The sequence below is a fragment of the Agrobacterium deltaense RV3 genome (genome assembly GCF_900013505.1).
GTDB lineage: Bacteria > Pseudomonadota > Alphaproteobacteria > Rhizobiales > Rhizobiaceae > Agrobacterium > Agrobacterium leguminum.
Map to the genome: position 1 here is coordinate 1,910,885 of NZ_LT009745.1, position 17,153 is coordinate 1,928,037.

Genomic DNA, 17,153 nt, shown 5'->3' on the forward strand with positions numbered 1-17,153 from the left:
CCTCCATATTTTCCCAACAAGCAATGAAGCTTAGTTGACGGCCTTGTCGACCAGCTTGTTCTTGCCGATCCAGGGCATCATGCCGCGCAGCTTGGCGCCGACTTCTTCGATCTGGTGGGCGTCGTTGTTGCGACGAATGCCCTTGAAGCGGGCGCCGCCGGCCTTCCATTCCTGCATCCACTCGGAGGTGAACTTGCCGGTCTGGATGTCGTGCAGAACGCGCTTCATTTCAGCCTTGGTGTCGGCGGTGATGATGCGCGGGCCGGTGACGTATTCGCCCCACTCTGCCGTGTTGGAGATCGAGTAGTTCATGTTGGCGATGCCGCCTTCATAGATCAGGTCGACGATCAGTTTCACTTCGTGCAGGCACTCGAAATAGGCCATTTCCGGTGCGTAACCGGCTTCGACCAGGGTTTCGAAACCGGCGCGGATCAGTTCGACGAGACCGCCGCACAGAACGACCTGCTCGCCGAAGAGGTCGGTTTCGCACTCTTCCTTGAAGTTGGTTTCGATGATGCCCGAACGGCCGCCGCCAACGCCGCAGGCGTAGGAGAGAGCGAGTTCAAGCGCGTTGCCGGAAGCGTTCTGGTGAACGGCAACGAGGCATGGAACGCCGCCGCCCTTCTGGTATTCGCCGCGAACCGTGTGGCCGGGGCCCTTCGGTGCGATCATGACGACGTCGAGCGATGCCTTCGGCTCGATGAGGCCGAAGTGAACGTTGAGGCCGTGTGCGAAAGCGATTGCTGCGCCATCACGGATGTTGCCGGCGATGTCGGCCTTGTAGATGTCGGCCTGCAGTTCGTCCGGCGTCGCCATCATCAGGAGGTCGCCCCACTTGGCGGCTTCGGCAACGGTCATGACCTTGAAGCCGTCGGCTTCGGCCTTCTTGACGGTCGGCGAACCGGCCTTCAGGGCGATGACGACGTTCTTGGCGCCGGAATCCTTGAGGTTCAGCGCATGGGCGCGGCCCTGGGAGCCGTAACCGACGATGACGACATTCTTGGACTTGATGAGATTGAGATCGGCATCACGATCATAATAAACGCGCATTTTATGGTCCTTCCCTAATGCTTGTCTCTCAGTTGTCTGAACCGGAATCTCAGGCGGGTTTGCCGCTGAGTTCCGAATGTACCTTTTCCGTGCCGTAGAGGGTCAGAAAGGCGACGACCGCCTTCTTCGCCCGGGCGGAAAAATCCTTGTCCGGCGTCTCGCCCAGCAGCATGCGCACATGCAGATCCGAAACGATGAGGCCGTAAAAACTGCGATATGCCTCCTCGGCATCATCGAAACGCAGATAGCCGGAACGGCGACCTGCCTCGATCAGCCCACGGGCGCGGCGGTCGATCTGGCGACGGCCGCGTTCCAGCAGCAGATCGCCGAGCTTCGAGCCGTCGCGGCTCGCCTGCCCTATCGCCAGACGGTTGAGCGCCAGCGACACATCGCCCGCCAGCACATCCAGCAGATCATGCGCGAAAACCTCGAGGTGATCGGCAAGCTGCGGTGCGGAGACGCGGTCACCTGCCTTTTCGAAGGTGCGGACCTTGCTCTGCTGAAAGGTGATCATCGCCGCCAGCAGGCCGTCCCGGTCGCCGAACCACTTGTACAGGCTTTCCTTGGAACAGTTGGCGGCACGCGCCAGCCCCGATGTGGTCAGCGCTTTCTCGCCGCCCTCGACCAATAGACGCAATGCCTGGTCCAGAACGGCGTTCTGGCGCGGCGAAAACTCCTGCGCTGTGATCGGGTCGGAAGCCAAGTCTTTTCCACTCCAGGGGCTCAATTAATGTACCGTACGGTACGGTTCGAGCGCCATTTAAGCGGAGGCTGCGTTGGGGTCAAGCGGATTCTTCAGGGGAGGATGAGATTTGACGCGGTGCGGCGGAGTGTGAAAGGGAGCTTGCGGGGAACTTCAGGGGGTTATGCGTTGGCTAGCAGATAGACGGCGCGTGGAGCTTTACCCCCCCTCTGCCCTGCCGGGCATCTCCCCCTCAAAGGGGAGATCGATCTGTGGCAAGGTCTCGCCCATCTCAAAGCTTGAGAATGAAGCGACAAAAGAGCCCCTTGCCGATCTCCCCCCTTGAGGGGGAGATGCCCGGCAGGGCAGAGGGGGGTAACGCCGCGCTCCGTAGGCAATGGAAAACCTTCCCAAAGAACCAATCTACCCAGCCGCGCTGATCTCCCGCGAGGCATCGATATCCCGCGACGGCGACAATCCGTAGAAACGGCTATATTCACGACTGAACTGCGACGGGCTCTGATAGCCGACACGGTGGCCGGCGGTGCCTGCATCCAGCCGCTCCAGCAGCATCAGCCGCCGCGCCTCATGCAACCGCAGCTGCTTCTGGTACTGAACCGGCGTCATGGCCGTGATCGTCTTGAAATGATGGTGGAAGGACGAGACGCTCATGCCGATATGATCGGCCAGATCCTCGATACGCAGCTGGCGTGCGAAATTCTCGCGCAGCCAGGCGATGGCGCGGGCGATGCGGTTGCCGTGGCTGCCGGCCGCGATGATGTTCATAAGCTGCCCGCCCGCCGGTCCTGTCAGAATGCGATAGAGGATTTCCTGCTCGATCAGGGGCGCCATGGCGGCAATGTCTGCCGGACGGTCGAGCAGGCGCAACAGGCGGATAGCCGCATCAAGAAGTTCCGGCGTGGCGGTATTGACGACGATGCCGCGCTGCGCATTCGCCGGCTCCGCGGGCGGATCGATGGGCACGCGCCGCATGAGATCGAGCAGCTTCTCGCTGTCGATAGCAAGCGAGATGCAGAAATGCGGCACCTCCCTGCTCGCCTCCACCACCCGCCATGCAACCGGCAGATCAAGCGAGGTCAGGAGATAATCCCCCGCCCCATAATTGATGGTGTCCGTCCCCAGTTGCACGCATTTCGCGCCCTGGATAACCATCGCGAGACAGGGGCGATAGCTGCCGTGGCATGGGGCGCTCGGTGTCGTGCGCCGGCTGATGCCGAGGGAGTCGATTGCCGTCTGCACCTCGCCGTCCTGGGTAGCATGCCGCGCGGCAATGGAGGCGATCTCCTGATAGACATTGAACGGCAAGGACATAGGGGAAATCCCGTAACTGAAGGAAGAGATGCGTCGGATGCCTTTTATCTAGAAAGCCGCGCGGCCCGCGCAAAGAGTGCGCCACCATATTTTTGCAGGATCGTGCAAAAAGCTCGGAGGATCGCTCTAACGCCGTCCCGCGCTTCCATCGCATATTCCGTCGTCCCCAACTCCCGAAAGGATATTCAGATGGCTATTGCTAGAGGTTACGCTGCGACAGATGCGTCGAAGCCGCTTACCCCGTTCACCTTCGAACGCCGCGAGCCGAACGATGACGACGTCGTCATCGATATCAAATATGCCGGTATCTGCCATTCCGACATTCATACCGTCCGCAACGAATGGAAGAACGCCGTCTACCCGATCGTTCCGGGCCATGAGATCGCCGGCGTCGTGAAAGCCGTCGGTTCCAAGGTCACGAAGTTCAAGGTCGGAGACCATGTCGGCGTCGGCTGCTTTGTCGATTCCTGCGTCGGCTGCGCCACCCGCGATCTCGACAATGAACAGTACATGCCGGGTCTCGTGCAGACCTACAACTCCGTCGAACGCGACGGCAAGACCGCCACGCAGGGCGGATATTCCGACCATATCGTCGTGCGGGAAGATTACGTCCTCTCCATTCCGGAAAACCTGCCGCTCGATGCCTCCGCTCCCCTGCTCTGCGCTGGTATCACGCTTTATTCGCCGCTTCAGCACTGGAATGCCGGCCCGGGCAAGAAGGTGGCTATCGTCGGCATGGGCGGTCTTGGCCATATGGGCGTGAAGATCGGTTCAGCCATGGGCGCGGATATCACCGTGCTTTCGCAGACACTCTCCAAGAAGGAAGACGGCCTTAAGCTTGGCGCGAAGGAATATTATGCCACCAGCGATGCCTCGACCTTCGAAAAGCTCGCCGGCACCTTCGACCTGATCCTCTGCACCGTTTCGGCGGAAATCGACTGGAATGCCTATCTCGGCCTGCTGAAGGTCAACGGCACCATGGTGCTTCTCGGTGTGCCTGAACATGCGATCCCCGTGCACGCCTTCTCGGTCATCCCCGGCCGCCGTTCTCTGGCTGGCTCTATGATCGGCTCTATCAAGGAAACCCAGGAGATGCTGGATTTCTGCGGCAAGCACGACATCGTGTCCGAAATCGAAAAGATCGACATCAAGGACGTCAACGAGGCTTATGAGCGCGTTCTGAAGAGCGACGTACGGTATCGCTTCGTCATCGATATGGCCTCGCTCGACGCGTGAGCGTTGGATAGGGCACACACGCCACATCCCCACTCCGTCACCCCGGACTAGATCCGGGGTCCAGCGCGATCAAGTCTTTGATCGAAAAAGACTCTTTTCACGGCGCAGACGCGCCGTGGCTGGATGCCGGATCTAGTCCGGCATGACGGAGGAGAGGTTGGGCGCGCCTACAGAAGCACGAGGGCGGGAAGCGCAGGCTTCCCGCCCTTTGCCTTCCCCCTGCCCTCAGGCCTCGTCCTTCAGCGTCTCTTTCTGGGTAATCAGCCGCGCGCTGTGCTGGCCGCTCAGGTAAATCCACAGCCAGCTCCACGCCACGGCAAGCCGCGACCGCGTCCCGATCAGGAAGTAGATATGGGCAAGTCCCCATATCCACCACGCCAGCACGCCCTTGAGCTTGAACCTGCCGAAATCGATCACCGCCGCGCGTTTGCCGATGGTCGCCAGATTGCCTTGATGGCTGTAGCGGAACGGCGATGGTGACGGCTGGCCGGCCAGCCGCGCCTTGATGACCTTCGCGACATAGGCGCCCTGCTGCTTTGCCGCGGGCGCAATACCCGGCACCGGCTTGCCGTTTTCCTGATTGACGGCGGCCGTATCGCCGATGACGAAGATATTCGGGTCGTCTTCCAGATTGAGATGAGGTCCGACGATGGCCCGTCCTGCCCGGTCGGCGGCGGCGTTGAGCCATTTCGCGGCGGGCGACGCCTGCACGCCGGCAGCCCAGACCACGGTGCGGCAGGGGTAATAGGTCTCGCCCACCGTCACGCCCTCATCGCTGCACGCCGTCACCGGCGTACCGAGCAGAACCTCGACACCAAGTTTTTCGAGCGCTTCCTTCGCATAGGCCGAAAGATCCTCCGTGAAGACCGGCAGAACGCGAGGGCCGGCCTCGACGAGCAGCACCCGGGTCTTTCTCGTATCCACATTGCGGAATTCCGCCGGCAGCGCCTTATGGGCCAGCTCGGCGATCATGCCTGCCATTTCCACGCCCGTCGGGCCTGCGCCGATGATGACGAAGGTCAGCAGCGCCTGCCGTTCTTCTTCGCTGGTGGCGAGTTCGGCCCGTTCGAAAGCCAGAAGCAGGCGGCGACGGATTGTCGTTGCATCTTCAAGCGTCTTGAGACCGGGGGCGGAACGTTCCCACTCGTCGCGGCCGAAATAGGCGTGGCGGGCGCCGGTTGCCAGCACCAGCGTATCGAAACCGATCACCTGACCCGAACTTAAATGCACGGTCCGCGCCGCCCGGTCTATGCCATTCACCTCCGCAAGCAGGGTCGTGACCTCCTTGCGGTCGCGGTAGAGATGGCGGATCGGCCAGGCGATTTCGGATGTCGCGAGAGCCGTCGTCGCAACCTGATAAAGCAATGGCTGGAACAGGTGGTGATTGCGACGATCGATCAACGTGATGCGGACAGGGCCCCCCTCCAGCCCATGTACCAGTTGCAAACCGCCGAAGCCTCCACCCACGACGACAACATGATGTTCTTGCATATGTCTTCTGCCTTCAAAAGCTCGCGCACGGAGCATGCGCAGCCAAACTATAGGCGAAAAAATTGACTTTGGTTATGAAATAGCCTGACCGCAGGCGTGACAAAAACGCCGGACTGTTTCAGCCATGCCATATTCCAGCGCATCCGCCGTCAGCCCGTGGCCGATGGAAACCTCGGCCAGATAAGGGATACGTTTCATCAGCTTGGGCAGGTTTGCGACGGTGAGGTCATGACCGGCATTGACGGCAAGCCCGAGCGCTCTGGCATGATCCGCCGTCTGCCCGAGCTTTTCGAGAAGCGCCTCACCCTTTTGCGGATCGTCAAAACAGCCGCCATAGGGGCCGGTGTAAAGTTCGATACGCGCAGCCCCCGTTTCAGCGGCCAGTTCCACCGGCTCGCGCTCCCCATCGCCATCGGCAAAAAGCGAGACGCGCATGCCGCCGGCCTTCAGGCGTCCCACCACGTCTTTCAGGAAAACGCCGTGCTTGCGGAAATCCCAGCCATGGTCGGAGGTCGCCTGCGACGGATCGTCAGGCACCAGCGTCACCTGCTCCGGTTGGGTCTTTTCGCAAAGAACGAGGAAATCCTCGGTCGGATAACCTTCGATGTTGAATTCCGCGCCGGGAAAACTGTCATCGATCAGCGCGCGCAGGACGGGCAGGTCCGAAAAGCGGATATGGCGCTGATCCGGCCGCGGGTGTACAGTCAGCCCGCTTGCCCCCGCCGCCAGTGCAATATGCCCGAAATGCGCGACATCCGGCCATGGAAGATCGCGGCGGTTGCGTAACATGGCAATTGCGTTCAGATTGACAGAAAGTTTTGCGGGCATGGCATCGGGGCTCCGGTTCGGAATTGACATCCTGTTTCACGCAGGTTGAGGCCAATCGCAAGAAGGCCGGCGAATTTTTTATTATTGCGGGAACGAAAACAGGCAATACACGTTACGGTTCTGATGTAGCGTTTGGTATGAGGTCTTGATCGGAAAACATGTCCGTCTTGGGGGAACAAGCAACGGACACCTTTAAAAAGGCAGGCACACTGTCAAAGAGCGCGAAGGGGGAGACAATGCAGGATGGCCGTATGCCGTTCGAAAGTCACGGCGACGAGGACAAACCCAATCTAAGGATCAGCAGCTTTCTACCGGATATAAGCCTGCCCTCCTCCCTGCCCGCGGAACCCGTGCCCATCGCCGACATGGCCAATATCTTCGGGGTGACCCACCGGACGCTGCATTTTTACGAAGAAAAGGCGCTGCTGACTTCAAAGCGCATCGGCCAGATGCGGGTCTATACCCACCGCAATGTCCAGCGCATGGCCGTCATCAACGTCTGCCGCGAAGTGGGCATTTCCGTCGCCGCCATTACCGAGATCATGGAAAAATTCGTCCGTTCGCTCTCGCAGAGCGAGGCGGACGATATATTCCACGCCGCGCTGCGGCAGCGGAAGCGGGAATTGACAGCCGAGCTTTCCACCCTTCAGCGCCAGGCCCAGCAGATCGAGGAACTGCTGGTCGCCGACACGGATGCGGACGGCACGGATGGCGCGGAACGGGCACCTGCAAAGGACATCGCCCTAACCGACACAGAACGAAAATGTCTGGAACTGATGGCGGAGGGTTACGCCCCGGTGAGGCTCGCCCGCGCCCTTGGTCTTTCCGGCAGCGATCTCAATGTTCTCGAGGCGAAGATCATCGGCAAGTTCAATGCCAGCAACCGCTTTCAGGCGGTCGCCAAGGCGGTTCTGCTCGGCGTCATCCGTGCATAGTCACGATCAACGAACGATTGTCAGTGTCTCCGCCGCACGGGTAATGGCGGTGTAAAGCCACCTCTCGCGCGAGTCCCGGAAAGCATAGCTCTCGTCGAAGAGAACCACATTGTTCCACTGCGAACCCTGCGCCTTGTGCACGGTCAGCGCATAGCCGAAATCGAACTCGTCATAACGTTTACGCGTGGACCACGGAATTTCCGTCTCCACATCCTCGAAAGCCGCCTTCAACAATTTGATTTTCGCAGCACCACGATCCATATCGTCGTCTTCGGGCCGGATCATCAGGTTGATGCCGGGCTTCACCGTCTCGCGCGATGAACTCATCACCTGCCAGAGCGAGCCGTTGAGCAGCCCCTTGGCCGGATCGTTCCGGAGGCAGACCAGCTTGTCGCCGGATTGCGGGTAATCGGCGGTAAAACCCTTCAGCTCGCGAAGCCGCTGATTGTAACGGCGGCGGGTGCGGTTGGTACCGACCAGCACCTGATCGGCATCGAGAACCAGCGACTGCGTCACCTCGGATTTGGAAATCACCTGCGCGGTCCCGTAATCGCCGCGCATGATCTCCCGGCCCTCCCGCACATCCATGGCAAGATGGATGATGGGATTGTCCTTGGCCTGGCGATGGATTTCCGACAGCAGATAATCCGGCTCCTGCTCGGTAAAGAAGCCGCCGCCCGAAACCGGCGGCAACTGGCCGGGATCGCCAAGCACGAGGATCGGCGTGCCGAAGCTCATCAGGTCCTTGCCGAGCTGCTCATCCACCATCGAACATTCATCGATGATGATGAGCGCCGCCTTGGCGAGCGGGCTCTGGCGGTTGATGGAGAACATCGGCGCAATCGAAGTTTTGCCTGTTTCCTCGTCTTCCACCGTTTCTTCGCCGCGCGGGCGATAGATCAGCGAATGGATGGTGCGGGCATTGGTCGCCCCGCGTGAGCGCAGCACCTGCGCCGCCTTGCCGGTGAAGGCCGCAAACAGCACCTCGCCATCGACATTTTCCGCGAAATGCTTGGCAAGCGTCGTCTTGCCCGTTCCGGCATAACCGAACAGCCGGAAAACCGGCGTCCGGCCTTCCTTCAGCCAGCGGGAAACAGCCTTCAGCGCTTCGTCCTGTTGCGGTGAAAATAACATGCGCCCTCATCGCAGGATTCGAGCGTGGTGCGCAACAGAAAAAGAACGAAAGATGAATCGCCGTGTGAGAATGCGGCAATAAAACACGGCTGGTTTTTAAGCCGTGGTCGCTATCATCCCTCGTATGAAGATATTGATTCTCGGTGCAACAGGTTTCATCGGTTCGGAGGTTCTCAAAAGCCTGCACCTCCGCGGGCATGCCGTGACGGGGCTGGCGCGTTCAGTCACCCACGCCCGCGACAAATGGCCTTTCGCCAACTGGGTCTCAGCCGATCTTTCCAGGATGACGCACGCGACAGACTGGTCATCGCTCGTCCATGACAATGACGCCATTGTCAATTGCGCGGGCGCGCTGCAAGACGGCCTGTCGGATGACCTTGCCGCGACGCAGGAGAAAGCGATGCTGGCGCTCTATGAAGCAGCGGCGCAGGCGGGCGGCAGACGGATAATCCAGATATCGGCCCGCACGGCGGGGGCCGCATCCGGCCTGCCCTTCCTCGCCACCAAACGCCGCGCCGATGAGGCACTCGCCGCAAGCGGTCTGCCTCACGTCATTCTGCGCCCCGCGCTGGTGGTTGGGCGAAACGCGCACGGCGGCACGGCACTCGTGCGTGCGCTTGCAGGCTTTCCCTTCGTGGTGCCCCTCGTCAATGGACAGATCGCCGTCCGAACGGTCGCGGTGGAGGATGTGGCAACCGTGGTATGCGCGGCGATCGACGGCGAAATCCCGGCGGGCAGCGATCTCGAACTCGCCGCGAAGGAAACGCTGACATTGCAGGACGTGGTCGCCAGACACCGGCAATGGCTGGGCCTGCCCCGTGCTCCGGTCATAAATCTTCCCGCCGCCTTTATGCGCCCCGTCGGCCTTGTTGCGGATGCCACAGGCAAACTCGGCTGGCGGTCGCCGCTGCGTTCGACCGCCATGACGGTCATGTCGGAAGGCATCGTGACGGAGAATGAAGGAGGACCGGTGATGGCCTCACTCAAGACCCTGGAACAGACGCTGGCCGCCCACCCTTCCGGTGTGCAGGACCTGTGGTTTGCCAGATTATATCTGCTGAAACCCCTGATCGTTCTCTGCCTGTCTTTATTCTGGCTGCTGTCCGGCCTCATACCGCTGCTAAATATCACTGGAGCAGCAGCGCATTTCCTGCCCTTTATGCCGCACACGCCGGCTGTCATTCTCGCGCTCGCCACCTGCCTCATCGATATAGGCCTCGGCATCGCCGTCCTGCTGCGGCCGCTCGCCAGAAAGGCGCTCGTCGCCATGTTGCTGGTCAGCGCCGCTTATCTGGCCGGCGGCAGCCTGCTCGAACCGACCCTTTGGCTCGATCCGCTCGGTCCTCTGGTCAAGGTTCTGCCTTCCATCGCCCTGACGCTCGTTGCCCTCGCCACCTTGGATGAACGCTGATGACGCTTGAGGAACTGCTGCGGCTTGCCCATGTCATCGGCGCGACGGTGCTGTTCGGCACTGGCGCGGGCATTGCCTTTTTCATGGTGATGGCACGGCGGACGGCCAGCCCGGCGCTGATCGCTCATGTCGCAGGCACTGTCGTCATCGCCGACACGGTCTTTACCGCCACCGCCGCGATCATCCAGCCTGTCACCGGATATTTTCTCGCGCGCATCATCGGCTGGCCGCTGACCGAAGGCTGGATCGCGCTTTCGCTCGCCCTTTATGTCTTCACCGGCATTTTCTGGCTGCCGGTGGTGTGGATACAGATCAGGCTGCGCGATATCGCCCGCGACTGCGCTGCCACCGGACAGGCCCTGCCGGCACAATGGTTCCGGCTTTACCGCATCTGGTTCGCCTGCGGTTTTCCCGCCTTTTTCGCGGTTCTCGGCATCATCTGGCTCATGCTCAACAAGCCGGATATTCCCGTGTTCGGCTGATGCGGCTCAATTGACGGCCTGCCGCTCGACAAGCTGCGCCAGCTGCTCCGCAACCGTGTTCCAACCGTCGAAGAAGCCCATCTCCGCGTGCCTGTCGCGATCCTCAAGATTGTTGTGCATGGCATAGGCCACATATTCCATGCCGTCGGGGTGATCGCGAAATGTCATCACGGCGGTGAGGAACGGCTGGGCGGAGGGGCGAAAACCCGCCGTCAGCGCATCGGTGAAAACCAGACGCTGCTCATGATCCACCGCCAGGAAACATCCTTTGACATGCGGACCGAAGGCTGTGCCGTCCTCGCTATAGCGCGTTTCGAAGGCGCCGCCGGGATGGAGCTCCATGCGGTCGACCCGGCATTGGCCGGGATGCGGCACCCACCATTGTTCGAGGCTGGCCTTGTCCGTCCAGGCATTCCAGACGAGCCGGCGCGGCGCCCTGATGATGCGGGAAATCTTCAGGTCGAGATCGGGATTGAAAGTCTCGGTCATTGGTCATTCTCCCCTTTGCTGGACATCCTGTCCTGTTGCGCCATGACGAATTGTTCGAGCCGATCGGTGCGGCCTTCCCAGATGGCGCGTTGTTGCGACAACCAGCCATCGAGCATGGAGAACCTTTGTTTCTCCAGCGAGCAGAACCGGACACGCCCCTGCTTGCGCGTCACGATCAGCCCCGCCCCTTCCAGCTGGCGGATATGTTTCATGAAGGATGGCAGGGCCATGTCGAAGGGCTCGGCAAGCGTTCCGATGCTCGCCTCCCCGCCGCCCAGCCTCAGGATCACCGCCCTGCGGGTCGGATCGGCAAGAGACTGGAAGATATCGTTGAGCGCGTCTGAATAGTTTTCCATAAGGCTAACTATCACATCGAAATAGTTAGCTCAATGGATAAGTTTAAAAATCGCAGAAATTCGTTGCCGCAGGGAATAATCCGTCAGGCTGCGGTGTCTCTTGATGTGCTGGCGGCACAGGCCGCCCGAACCAAGGAGGATATGTCCATGAAGATCCGCTTTATCGTTCCCGCCCTCGTTCTGGCTTTTGCCGGAACGGCCTATGCCGCCCCTATGGTCGAAACCGTCAAGACCGCCAAGGGCGATGTGCTGGCGGGCGAAAAAGGCATGACGCTCTACACTTTCAAGAACGACAAGAAGGGCGTATCCAATTGTTATGACAAATGCGCGGTGAACTGGCCGCCGTTTTTCGCAGCCGCCAGCGACAAGGCCGAGGGTGCCTATTCCCTCGTAAAGCGCAAGGACGGCAAAATGCAATGGGCGAAGGATGGCATGCCGCTTTATTACTGGGTCAAGGACACGAAAAAAGGCGACGCCACCGGCGACGGTATGAACGGTGTATGGGATGCCGCAAAACCCTGATGGCATGAAGGACGAAAAGCGGGGGAACCATTCCCCCGCAGCCGGCAGCTTCGAAACGGAGATGCTGGCGCTGATGCCCATGCTGCGCCGTTATTCTCGCAGCCTTTCCCGTTCAGATGCCGATGGCGAGGACCTCTTGCAGGACTGCGTGGAAAAGGCGCTGGCCAATAAAAGGCAATGGCGCGGAACGGGTTTGAAATCATGGGCTTACACGATAATGACGAATCTTTATCGTAACCGCCACCGCGCCGAGAAACGCCACCCGTCCGAGAGCTTGGACGGCCATGAGAGCATCGCCGGCGCGGAGACGCTCTCCGACACGCTGGAGAACGACCGGCTGCATGGCGCACTCGCCCTTCTTTCGCCGGACATGCGCACCGTGCTGATGCTGGTGACGGTGGAAGGCTACAGCTATCAGGAGGCGGCAGAGACATTGTCGATCCCGCTCGGCACCGTCATGTCCAGATTGTCCCGCGCCCGCGAAACCCTTCGCCAGCATCTGGCGGCGGATAATATCATTCCCCTGCGGAGACCAAGATGACACGGCTAGAGGCCATAACCGAAGACGATTTGCACGCCTATGTCGACGGACTTCTTTCCGACGATGACCGCGCGGCTGTCGAGGCCTGGCTGGCGGAAAGGCCGGAGGAGCAGGCCCGTGTGGAGGAATGGAGAAAACAGGCCGATATTCTGCGCAATGCCTTCGCCTCCTATGCCGCCGCACATCCGCATGACGCATCGATGCTCACCCCGCAAAAGAGGGACCGCGCATGGCGGGCAAAACCGGTTCTCCTGCAAACAGCGGCCGCCCTTTTGATATTCGTGGCGGGTGCTGCGGCGGGCAGGCTTCTGCCGCCGTCTTTTTCCACGCCGCAGGACGTGACCCTGGCGTCGCTGACCACGGATATTCCGGCGCAGGCGAAATCCGCCTATCTCATCTATGCTAGCGAGGTGCGCCATCCCGTCGAAGTCGGCGCGGGAGAACAGCAGCATCTCGCCACATGGCTCGGCAAGCGGCTCGGTTACCCCTTCACCATCCCCGATCTCTCAAAGATCGGATACGACCTCGTCGGCGGGCGTCTTATCCCCGTCAGCGGCAAACCGGGCGCGATGCTGATGTATCAGGACAAAACCGGCCGTCGGGTGACTGTGCTGATCGGCCACAACGAGGAAAACCGCACCACCAGCTTCCGCATGGCCAGCGCCGACGGCATCGAGACCTTCTACTGGATCGACAATGAACTGGGTTACGCCGTGTCCGCCGAGCTGACGCGCGACGAGGTGCAGGCAATCGCCGAGGAATGTTACCGGCAGTTCCCGACGTGAAGACCGTTATTTCAGCATCGGCCAGAGGCTGATGACGAGAAGCACGGCCATGGTGATATTGAACCATTTGAGCCGAACCGGCACAGCCAGCCATTCCCGCAAGGCAGAGCCGAAACCCGCCCAGGTGGAAACGCTGGGAAGATTGACCGCGGCGAAGGCCACGCCAACGACAAGCACGGTGAGGAAATATTGCCGCTCATCGGTATAGGTCGCCATCGCCGTCACCGCCATCACCCACGCCTTGGGATTGACCCACTGAAAGGCGGCCGCGGCAAGGAAACTCATCGGCTCCGATGCGGCCGAACCCTCACTCAGGCTGCGGGAGGTGCCGATCTTCCACGCAATCCAGACGAGATAGAGCCCGCCTGCGAATTTCAGCCCGGTGTAAAGCACGGGCACCGAATGCAGCAACGCGCCGAGACCGAAGCCGACCCCGATCAGCAGCGACAGGAAGCCCGCCCCGATGCCCAGCATATGCGGGATGGTGCGGCGGAAACCGAAATTCACGCCGGAGGCAAAAAGCATCATATTGTTCGGGCCGGGCGTGATGGATGTGGTGAAGGCAAACAGCACCAGCGCGACAAGAGTTTCGACAGTCATGATTTCTCCTTGAGCCGAAATCCTATCCGCCGGGCCAACATCAGGCCACCCCGCCGCATCGATGGCCGAGGTCAATTTTTTTGATGGATCGATCCTCTCCATCCCGGCTTTGAGAAGTCGGAACAACGTTCTATTGTCCGATTACCAACCGCTGGAGCGAAACCATGTATGACGATATTCCTTCCGTCACCCTGCCCTCCGGAAAAGAGGTTCCAGCCCTCGGCCTCGGCACCTGGAACATGGGGGAGACGAGATCATCCGCGCCACAGGAGGTCGAAAGCATCCGCAAGGCGATCGATCTCGGCATGACGCTGATCGACACGGCGGAAATGTATGCGGATGGCAGATCGGAAGAGGTGGTCGGCGCGGCCATCGCCGGCCGTCGACAGGACGTGTTTCTGGTCAGCAAGGTCTACCCCTGGAACGCCAGCGAAAGAGGCACGGCTGAGGCCTGCGAGCGCAGCCTTGCAAGGCTCGGCACCGACCATATCGACCTCTATCTGCTGCACTGGCGCGGTGAGCACCCGCTTGCAGAAACCGTGGCGGCTTTCGAAAGGCTGAAGAGCGACGGCAAGATCGGCGACTGGGGGGTCTCCAATTTCGACACCGACGACATGGAGGAGCTTTTCGCGGTTCCAGGCGGCAAGAACTGCGCGGCCAATCAGGTGCTCTACAATCTGTCCCGGCGTGGGCCGGAGTTTTCGCTGCTGCCCTGGTGCCAGGAGCGCGGCGTGCCGCTGATGGCCTATTCCCCCATCGAGCAGGGCCGCATCTTGAAGAACCACGAACTCATCCGCATCGCCAAGGCCTATCAGGCGACACCGGCGCAACTGGCGCTCGCCTTTCTTCTGGAGAGGGACGGTGTCATCGCCATCCCGAAATCCGCCAGCGTTTCCCGTGTCGAGGAAAATCGCGGCGCGACCGATCTTGAGATAACCGAGGAAGACTGGGCGGCGCTGGATGCCGTCTTCCCGCCGCCAACGCGCAAGACCTCGCTGGAAATGCTTTGATATAACAGTGGCTTAAGACACTGTCCGGAATCTCTCTAACAGGCCGTTGAATCGGAATGTGAGCAAAGCAATTGTGCCAGCGCCACGGCAGGCGGCACTTGAAAAACGGCGCGGAAAACCGCGCCGTTGTGTCCAGAAAAGTACCGCCCCGTTACGGTATGCGCCGCTCATATTCTTCTTTCAGCCCCAGCCATGTATCCCAGAACGGCCCCGGCTCCTTCTCCTGAAGACGGGCGGCGAGAATGTCGAGATGCACATGCCAGCCAGCGCTGACGTCAAGCCTCGTCCTCCTGTCGGCCAGCCGGCGATGAACCAGCGTCAGCAGCACATCCTTGCCAAGAGCCTGAAGCTCGATAGAGACCTCGCCACCTTCGCCCCAACTGAAGACCAGACGGTGCGGTGGGACCACGGTAATGATGCGGGAAGCCATACGGTCTTCTTCGGAAAAGCCCTCCGGGCGCCGGCCCGGCGGATCGGAAAGCTCATCGTTGCGCCAGACCAGTTCGAACGGCGCATCGGGCGCTAGCCGCATTTCGCCGGAAGCCAGCCAGCGACGGCGAAGCTCGCTTTGTGTGAGATAGGCCCATACCCGCTCGATCGGCCCCGGCAGCAGCCGTTCGATCTTAAGGGTCGTCGGTTCGACAAGACGGCCATAGGCGTCAGGCATTGCAATATCAGCCATTGTCATTTCCTCCATCTGCAGGGATTTTTCCCTGATCATCCTCCCTGAGCATCTGCTCAAGAATATCGAGGCGGCTGCCCCAGAACTGTCTGTAGAAATCGAGCCATTCATGCGCCTCTGCCAACGGTTCCGGCGCAAGGCGGCAGACATGGATGCGCCCCCTCACCTCGCGGCGGATAAGCCCCGCGTTCTCCAGCGCCTTGATATGTTTCGAGGCGGCGGCGAGCGATATGTCGAACGGCCGGGCCAACTGGCTCACCGTTCTCTCACCAAGGGAAAGATCGCGTAGCATCGTGCGTCGCGTGGCGTCGCCGAGGGCATGAAAGACAGTGTCGAGATGTGAAGCAGATAATTCAACCATGTTGTTGAATATAGGCTGTCGACTCGGAAAGTCAACCATATGGTTGAATATCAATTCAAGCGACGGCTAAAAAAAACCGCGGCAAAGCCGCGGTCGAGGATGATGACAAAGCAGAACCCCTAATCGACGTCATCCTTGGGCTTGTCCCCTGCTGTCCGGTTTAAATTTGGTGGACATGGCGCACGGTGTTGATTCTACTCGTATTCGAGCGTTTGGCGACGATCTCGGACACGAAAGAGGAGCAACACCGTGCGGCACAAGAATAGCGTCTTTCATGATCTTTTGAAGCGTATTCCCTGGGCGGCGTTTGAGCGGCTTGTGGATGAACACGGGGCTGACAAGCATGTCCGCCGGCTGTCGACCAAAAGCCAGTTCGTCGCCCTCCTGTATGGGCAGTTGGCGGGTTCGGTGAGCCTGCGCGAGATCGTCTTTGGCCTGGAGAGCCACTCTGCACGGCTCTATCATGTCGGCGCAAAGCCGGTGTCGCGCTCGACGCTTGCCGATGCCAATCGTCTGCGTCCGAGCCCTGTCTTTGCCGGGCTGTTTGCGCAGATGGTGGCGATGGCGGGACGCGGCCTGCGCCGGGCGGTGGGCGAGGCAACCTACCTCATCGATGCGACAGGGGTTCGCCTCTCCGGTGCCGGATCGCAGTGGGCGCGGTTTTCCCATCAAGCCTGCGGCGTCAAGGTCCACATCGTCTACGATGCGGATGCCGAACAACCGATCTATGCGGCGGTCACGCCGGCCAATATCAACGACATCACGGCTGCCAAGGCCATGCCGATCGCATCAGGCGCAACCTATGTCTTTGATCTTGGCTATTATGATTTCGGCTGGTGGGCCAAGCTGGACAAAGCCGGATGCCGGATCGTCACCCGGTTCAAGTCGCATACGCCGCTGACGGTCACCCATGAGCAGGCGGTGGACGGCGACGGTGTCATCCTGTCCGACCGCATCGGCCTGTTGCCGGCCCGCCAGGCCAAAAGCCGCAAAATCCGTTCAGCGATCCGGTCCGCGAGATCACCATCAGGACCGAGACGGGAAAGGTGTTGCGCATATTCTCCAATGATCTCGATGCACCGGCTCACGAGATCGCCGATCTCTACAAGCGCCGTTGGGCGATCGAACTGTTCTTCCGCTGGGTCAAGCAGACGCTGAAGATCAGCCATTTTCCTCGGCACGTCAGAAAATGCCGTGCGCATCCAGATCGCTGTCGCCCTGATCGC

The 17,153-nt window shown here is 60.5% G+C and carries 19 protein-coding genes and 1 pseudogene; 9 read left to right on the forward strand and 11 right to left on the reverse strand.

From position 1 onward, the window contains the following. Positions 1-30: 30 nt before the first annotated feature. The 3 genes from ilvC to AGR7B_RS09730 all read right to left on the reverse strand — a co-directional run bounded on the left by ilvC (position 31) and on the right by AGR7B_RS09730 (position 3,064). Positions 31-1,050 (reverse strand): ketol-acid reductoisomerase, encoded by a 1,020-nt coding sequence (gene ilvC / locus AGR7B_RS09720; protein ID WP_046798127.1) that lies wholly within the window; start codon positions 1,048-1,050, stop codon positions 31-33. A 49-nt stretch (positions 1,051-1,099) separates the two neighbouring features. Beyond that, positions 1,100-1,753, reverse strand: a complete 654-nt coding sequence (locus AGR7B_RS09725) for a TetR/AcrR family transcriptional regulator (protein WP_080856541.1) — start codon at positions 1,751-1,753, stop codon at positions 1,100-1,102. Positions 1,754-2,155: 402 nt separating this feature from the next. Next, positions 2,156-3,064, reverse strand: coding sequence for an AraC family transcriptional regulator (locus AGR7B_RS09730; protein ID WP_065655857.1), 909 nt, complete (start codon positions 3,062-3,064; stop codon positions 2,156-2,158). Positions 3,065-3,253: 189 nt separating this feature from the next. On the opposite strand from AGR7B_RS09730, the gene AGR7B_RS09735 reads away from it, so the two are divergent. Then, positions 3,254-4,300 (forward strand): NAD(P)-dependent alcohol dehydrogenase, encoded by a 1,047-nt coding sequence (locus tag AGR7B_RS09735; RefSeq protein ID WP_065655856.1) that lies wholly within the window; start codon positions 3,254-3,256, stop codon positions 4,298-4,300. 225 nt (positions 4,301-4,525) lie between these two features. On the opposite strand, the gene AGR7B_RS09740 is transcribed toward AGR7B_RS09735, so the two are convergent. Beyond that, positions 4,526-5,791: an NAD(P)/FAD-dependent oxidoreductase gene (locus tag AGR7B_RS09740; RefSeq protein ID WP_080856542.1), complete on the reverse strand. Its 1,266-nt coding sequence runs from the start codon at positions 5,789-5,791 to the stop codon at positions 4,526-4,528. A gap of 72 nt (positions 5,792-5,863) precedes the next feature. Next, positions 5,864-6,619 (reverse strand): pyridoxine 5'-phosphate synthase, encoded by a 756-nt coding sequence (locus tag AGR7B_RS09745; protein ID WP_059756769.1) that lies wholly within the window; start codon positions 6,617-6,619, stop codon positions 5,864-5,866. A gap of 236 nt (positions 6,620-6,855) precedes the next feature. On the opposite strand from AGR7B_RS09745, the gene AGR7B_RS09750 reads away from it, so the two are divergent. Then, complete coding sequence (locus tag AGR7B_RS09750; RefSeq protein ID WP_065655854.1) at positions 6,856-7,554, forward strand: MerR family transcriptional regulator; 699 nt, start codon at positions 6,856-6,858, stop codon at positions 7,552-7,554. Positions 7,555-7,560: 6 nt separating this feature from the next. Here the strand turns inward: AGR7B_RS09750 and AGR7B_RS09755 are convergent, their stop codons facing one another. After that, positions 7,561-8,688 carry an ATP-dependent DNA helicase gene (locus AGR7B_RS09755; protein ID WP_059756749.1) on the reverse strand — a complete coding sequence of 376 codons (1,128 nt, stop codon included), beginning with the start codon at positions 8,686-8,688 and terminating at the stop codon, positions 7,561-7,563. Positions 8,689-8,812: 124 nt separating this feature from the next. Here AGR7B_RS09755 and AGR7B_RS09760 point away from each other — a divergent pair, with 124 nt between their 5' ends. Together AGR7B_RS09760 and AGR7B_RS09765 are read left to right on the forward strand one after the other, a co-directional pair. Beyond that, positions 8,813-10,099 (forward strand): SDR family oxidoreductase, encoded by a 1,287-nt coding sequence (locus AGR7B_RS09760; protein ID WP_080857049.1) that lies wholly within the window; start codon positions 8,813-8,815, stop codon positions 10,097-10,099. Next, complete coding sequence (locus AGR7B_RS09765) at positions 10,099-10,581, forward strand: DUF2269 family protein (protein ID WP_080856543.1); 483 nt, start codon at positions 10,099-10,101, stop codon at positions 10,579-10,581. The genes AGR7B_RS09760 and AGR7B_RS09765 overlap by 1 nt, the downstream gene beginning before the upstream one ends. 6 nt (positions 10,582-10,587) lie before the next feature. On the opposite strand, the gene AGR7B_RS09770 is transcribed toward AGR7B_RS09765, so the two are convergent. Continuing rightward, positions 10,588-11,070: an SRPBCC family protein gene (locus tag AGR7B_RS09770; RefSeq protein WP_080856544.1), complete on the reverse strand. Its 483-nt coding sequence runs from the start codon at positions 11,068-11,070 to the stop codon at positions 10,588-10,590. Next, positions 11,067-11,426 carry an ArsR/SmtB family transcription factor gene (locus tag AGR7B_RS09775; RefSeq protein WP_162934097.1) on the reverse strand — a complete coding sequence of 120 codons (360 nt, stop codon included), beginning with the start codon at positions 11,424-11,426 and terminating at the stop codon, positions 11,067-11,069. Before AGR7B_RS09775 ends, AGR7B_RS09770 begins: the two co-directional genes overlap by 4 nt. Positions 11,427-11,567: 141 nt before the next feature. Here AGR7B_RS09775 and AGR7B_RS09780 point away from each other — a divergent pair, with 141 nt between their 5' ends. Genes AGR7B_RS09780 through AGR7B_RS09790 form a run of 3 tightly spaced genes read left to right on the forward strand, consistent with a single transcriptional unit; the run spans position 11,568 to position 13,274 of the window. After that, on the forward strand, positions 11,568-11,948 hold the full coding sequence (locus tag AGR7B_RS09780; protein ID WP_078051963.1) for a COG4315 family predicted lipoprotein: 381 nt from the start codon (positions 11,568-11,570) through the stop codon (positions 11,946-11,948). After that, entirely contained in the window at positions 11,932-12,489 is a 558-nt protein-coding gene (locus AGR7B_RS09785) for an RNA polymerase sigma factor (RefSeq protein WP_162934098.1), read from the forward strand. Before AGR7B_RS09780 ends, AGR7B_RS09785 begins: the two co-directional genes overlap by 17 nt. Next, entirely contained in the window at positions 12,486-13,274 is a 789-nt protein-coding gene (locus tag AGR7B_RS09790) for an anti-sigma factor family protein (RefSeq protein ID WP_080856547.1), read from the forward strand. Before AGR7B_RS09785 ends, AGR7B_RS09790 begins: the two co-directional genes overlap by 4 nt. 6 nt (positions 13,275-13,280) lie before the next feature. Here AGR7B_RS09790 and AGR7B_RS09795 read toward each other — a convergent pair whose 3' ends face one another. Beyond that, positions 13,281-13,874 (reverse strand): LysE family translocator, encoded by a 594-nt coding sequence (locus tag AGR7B_RS09795; protein ID WP_080856548.1) that lies wholly within the window; start codon positions 13,872-13,874, stop codon positions 13,281-13,283. Positions 13,875-14,038: 164 nt separating this feature from the next. Between AGR7B_RS09795 and AGR7B_RS09800 the strand changes: the two genes are divergently transcribed. Beyond that, positions 14,039-14,884 carry an aldo/keto reductase gene (locus AGR7B_RS09800; protein ID WP_065655848.1) on the forward strand — a complete coding sequence of 282 codons (846 nt, stop codon included), beginning with the start codon at positions 14,039-14,041 and terminating at the stop codon, positions 14,882-14,884. A 151-nt stretch (positions 14,885-15,035) separates the two neighbouring features. On the opposite strand, the gene AGR7B_RS09805 is transcribed toward AGR7B_RS09800, so the two are convergent. Both AGR7B_RS09805 and AGR7B_RS09810 read right to left on the reverse strand, forming a co-directional pair. Beyond that, a complete protein-coding gene (locus tag AGR7B_RS09805) occupies positions 15,036-15,566 on the reverse strand; it encodes an SRPBCC family protein (RefSeq protein ID WP_080856549.1) in 531 nt (176 codons plus the stop codon). After that, on the reverse strand, positions 15,559-15,927 hold the full coding sequence (locus tag AGR7B_RS09810) for an ArsR/SmtB family transcription factor (protein ID WP_031233868.1): 369 nt from the start codon (positions 15,925-15,927) through the stop codon (positions 15,559-15,561). Before AGR7B_RS09810 ends, AGR7B_RS09805 begins: the two co-directional genes overlap by 8 nt. A gap of 249 nt (positions 15,928-16,176) precedes the next feature. On the opposite strand from AGR7B_RS09810, the pseudogene AGR7B_RS09815 reads away from it, so the two are divergent. Beyond that, positions 16,177-17,153, forward strand: a pseudogene (locus AGR7B_RS09815) (IS4 family transposase); the annotation flags it as partial.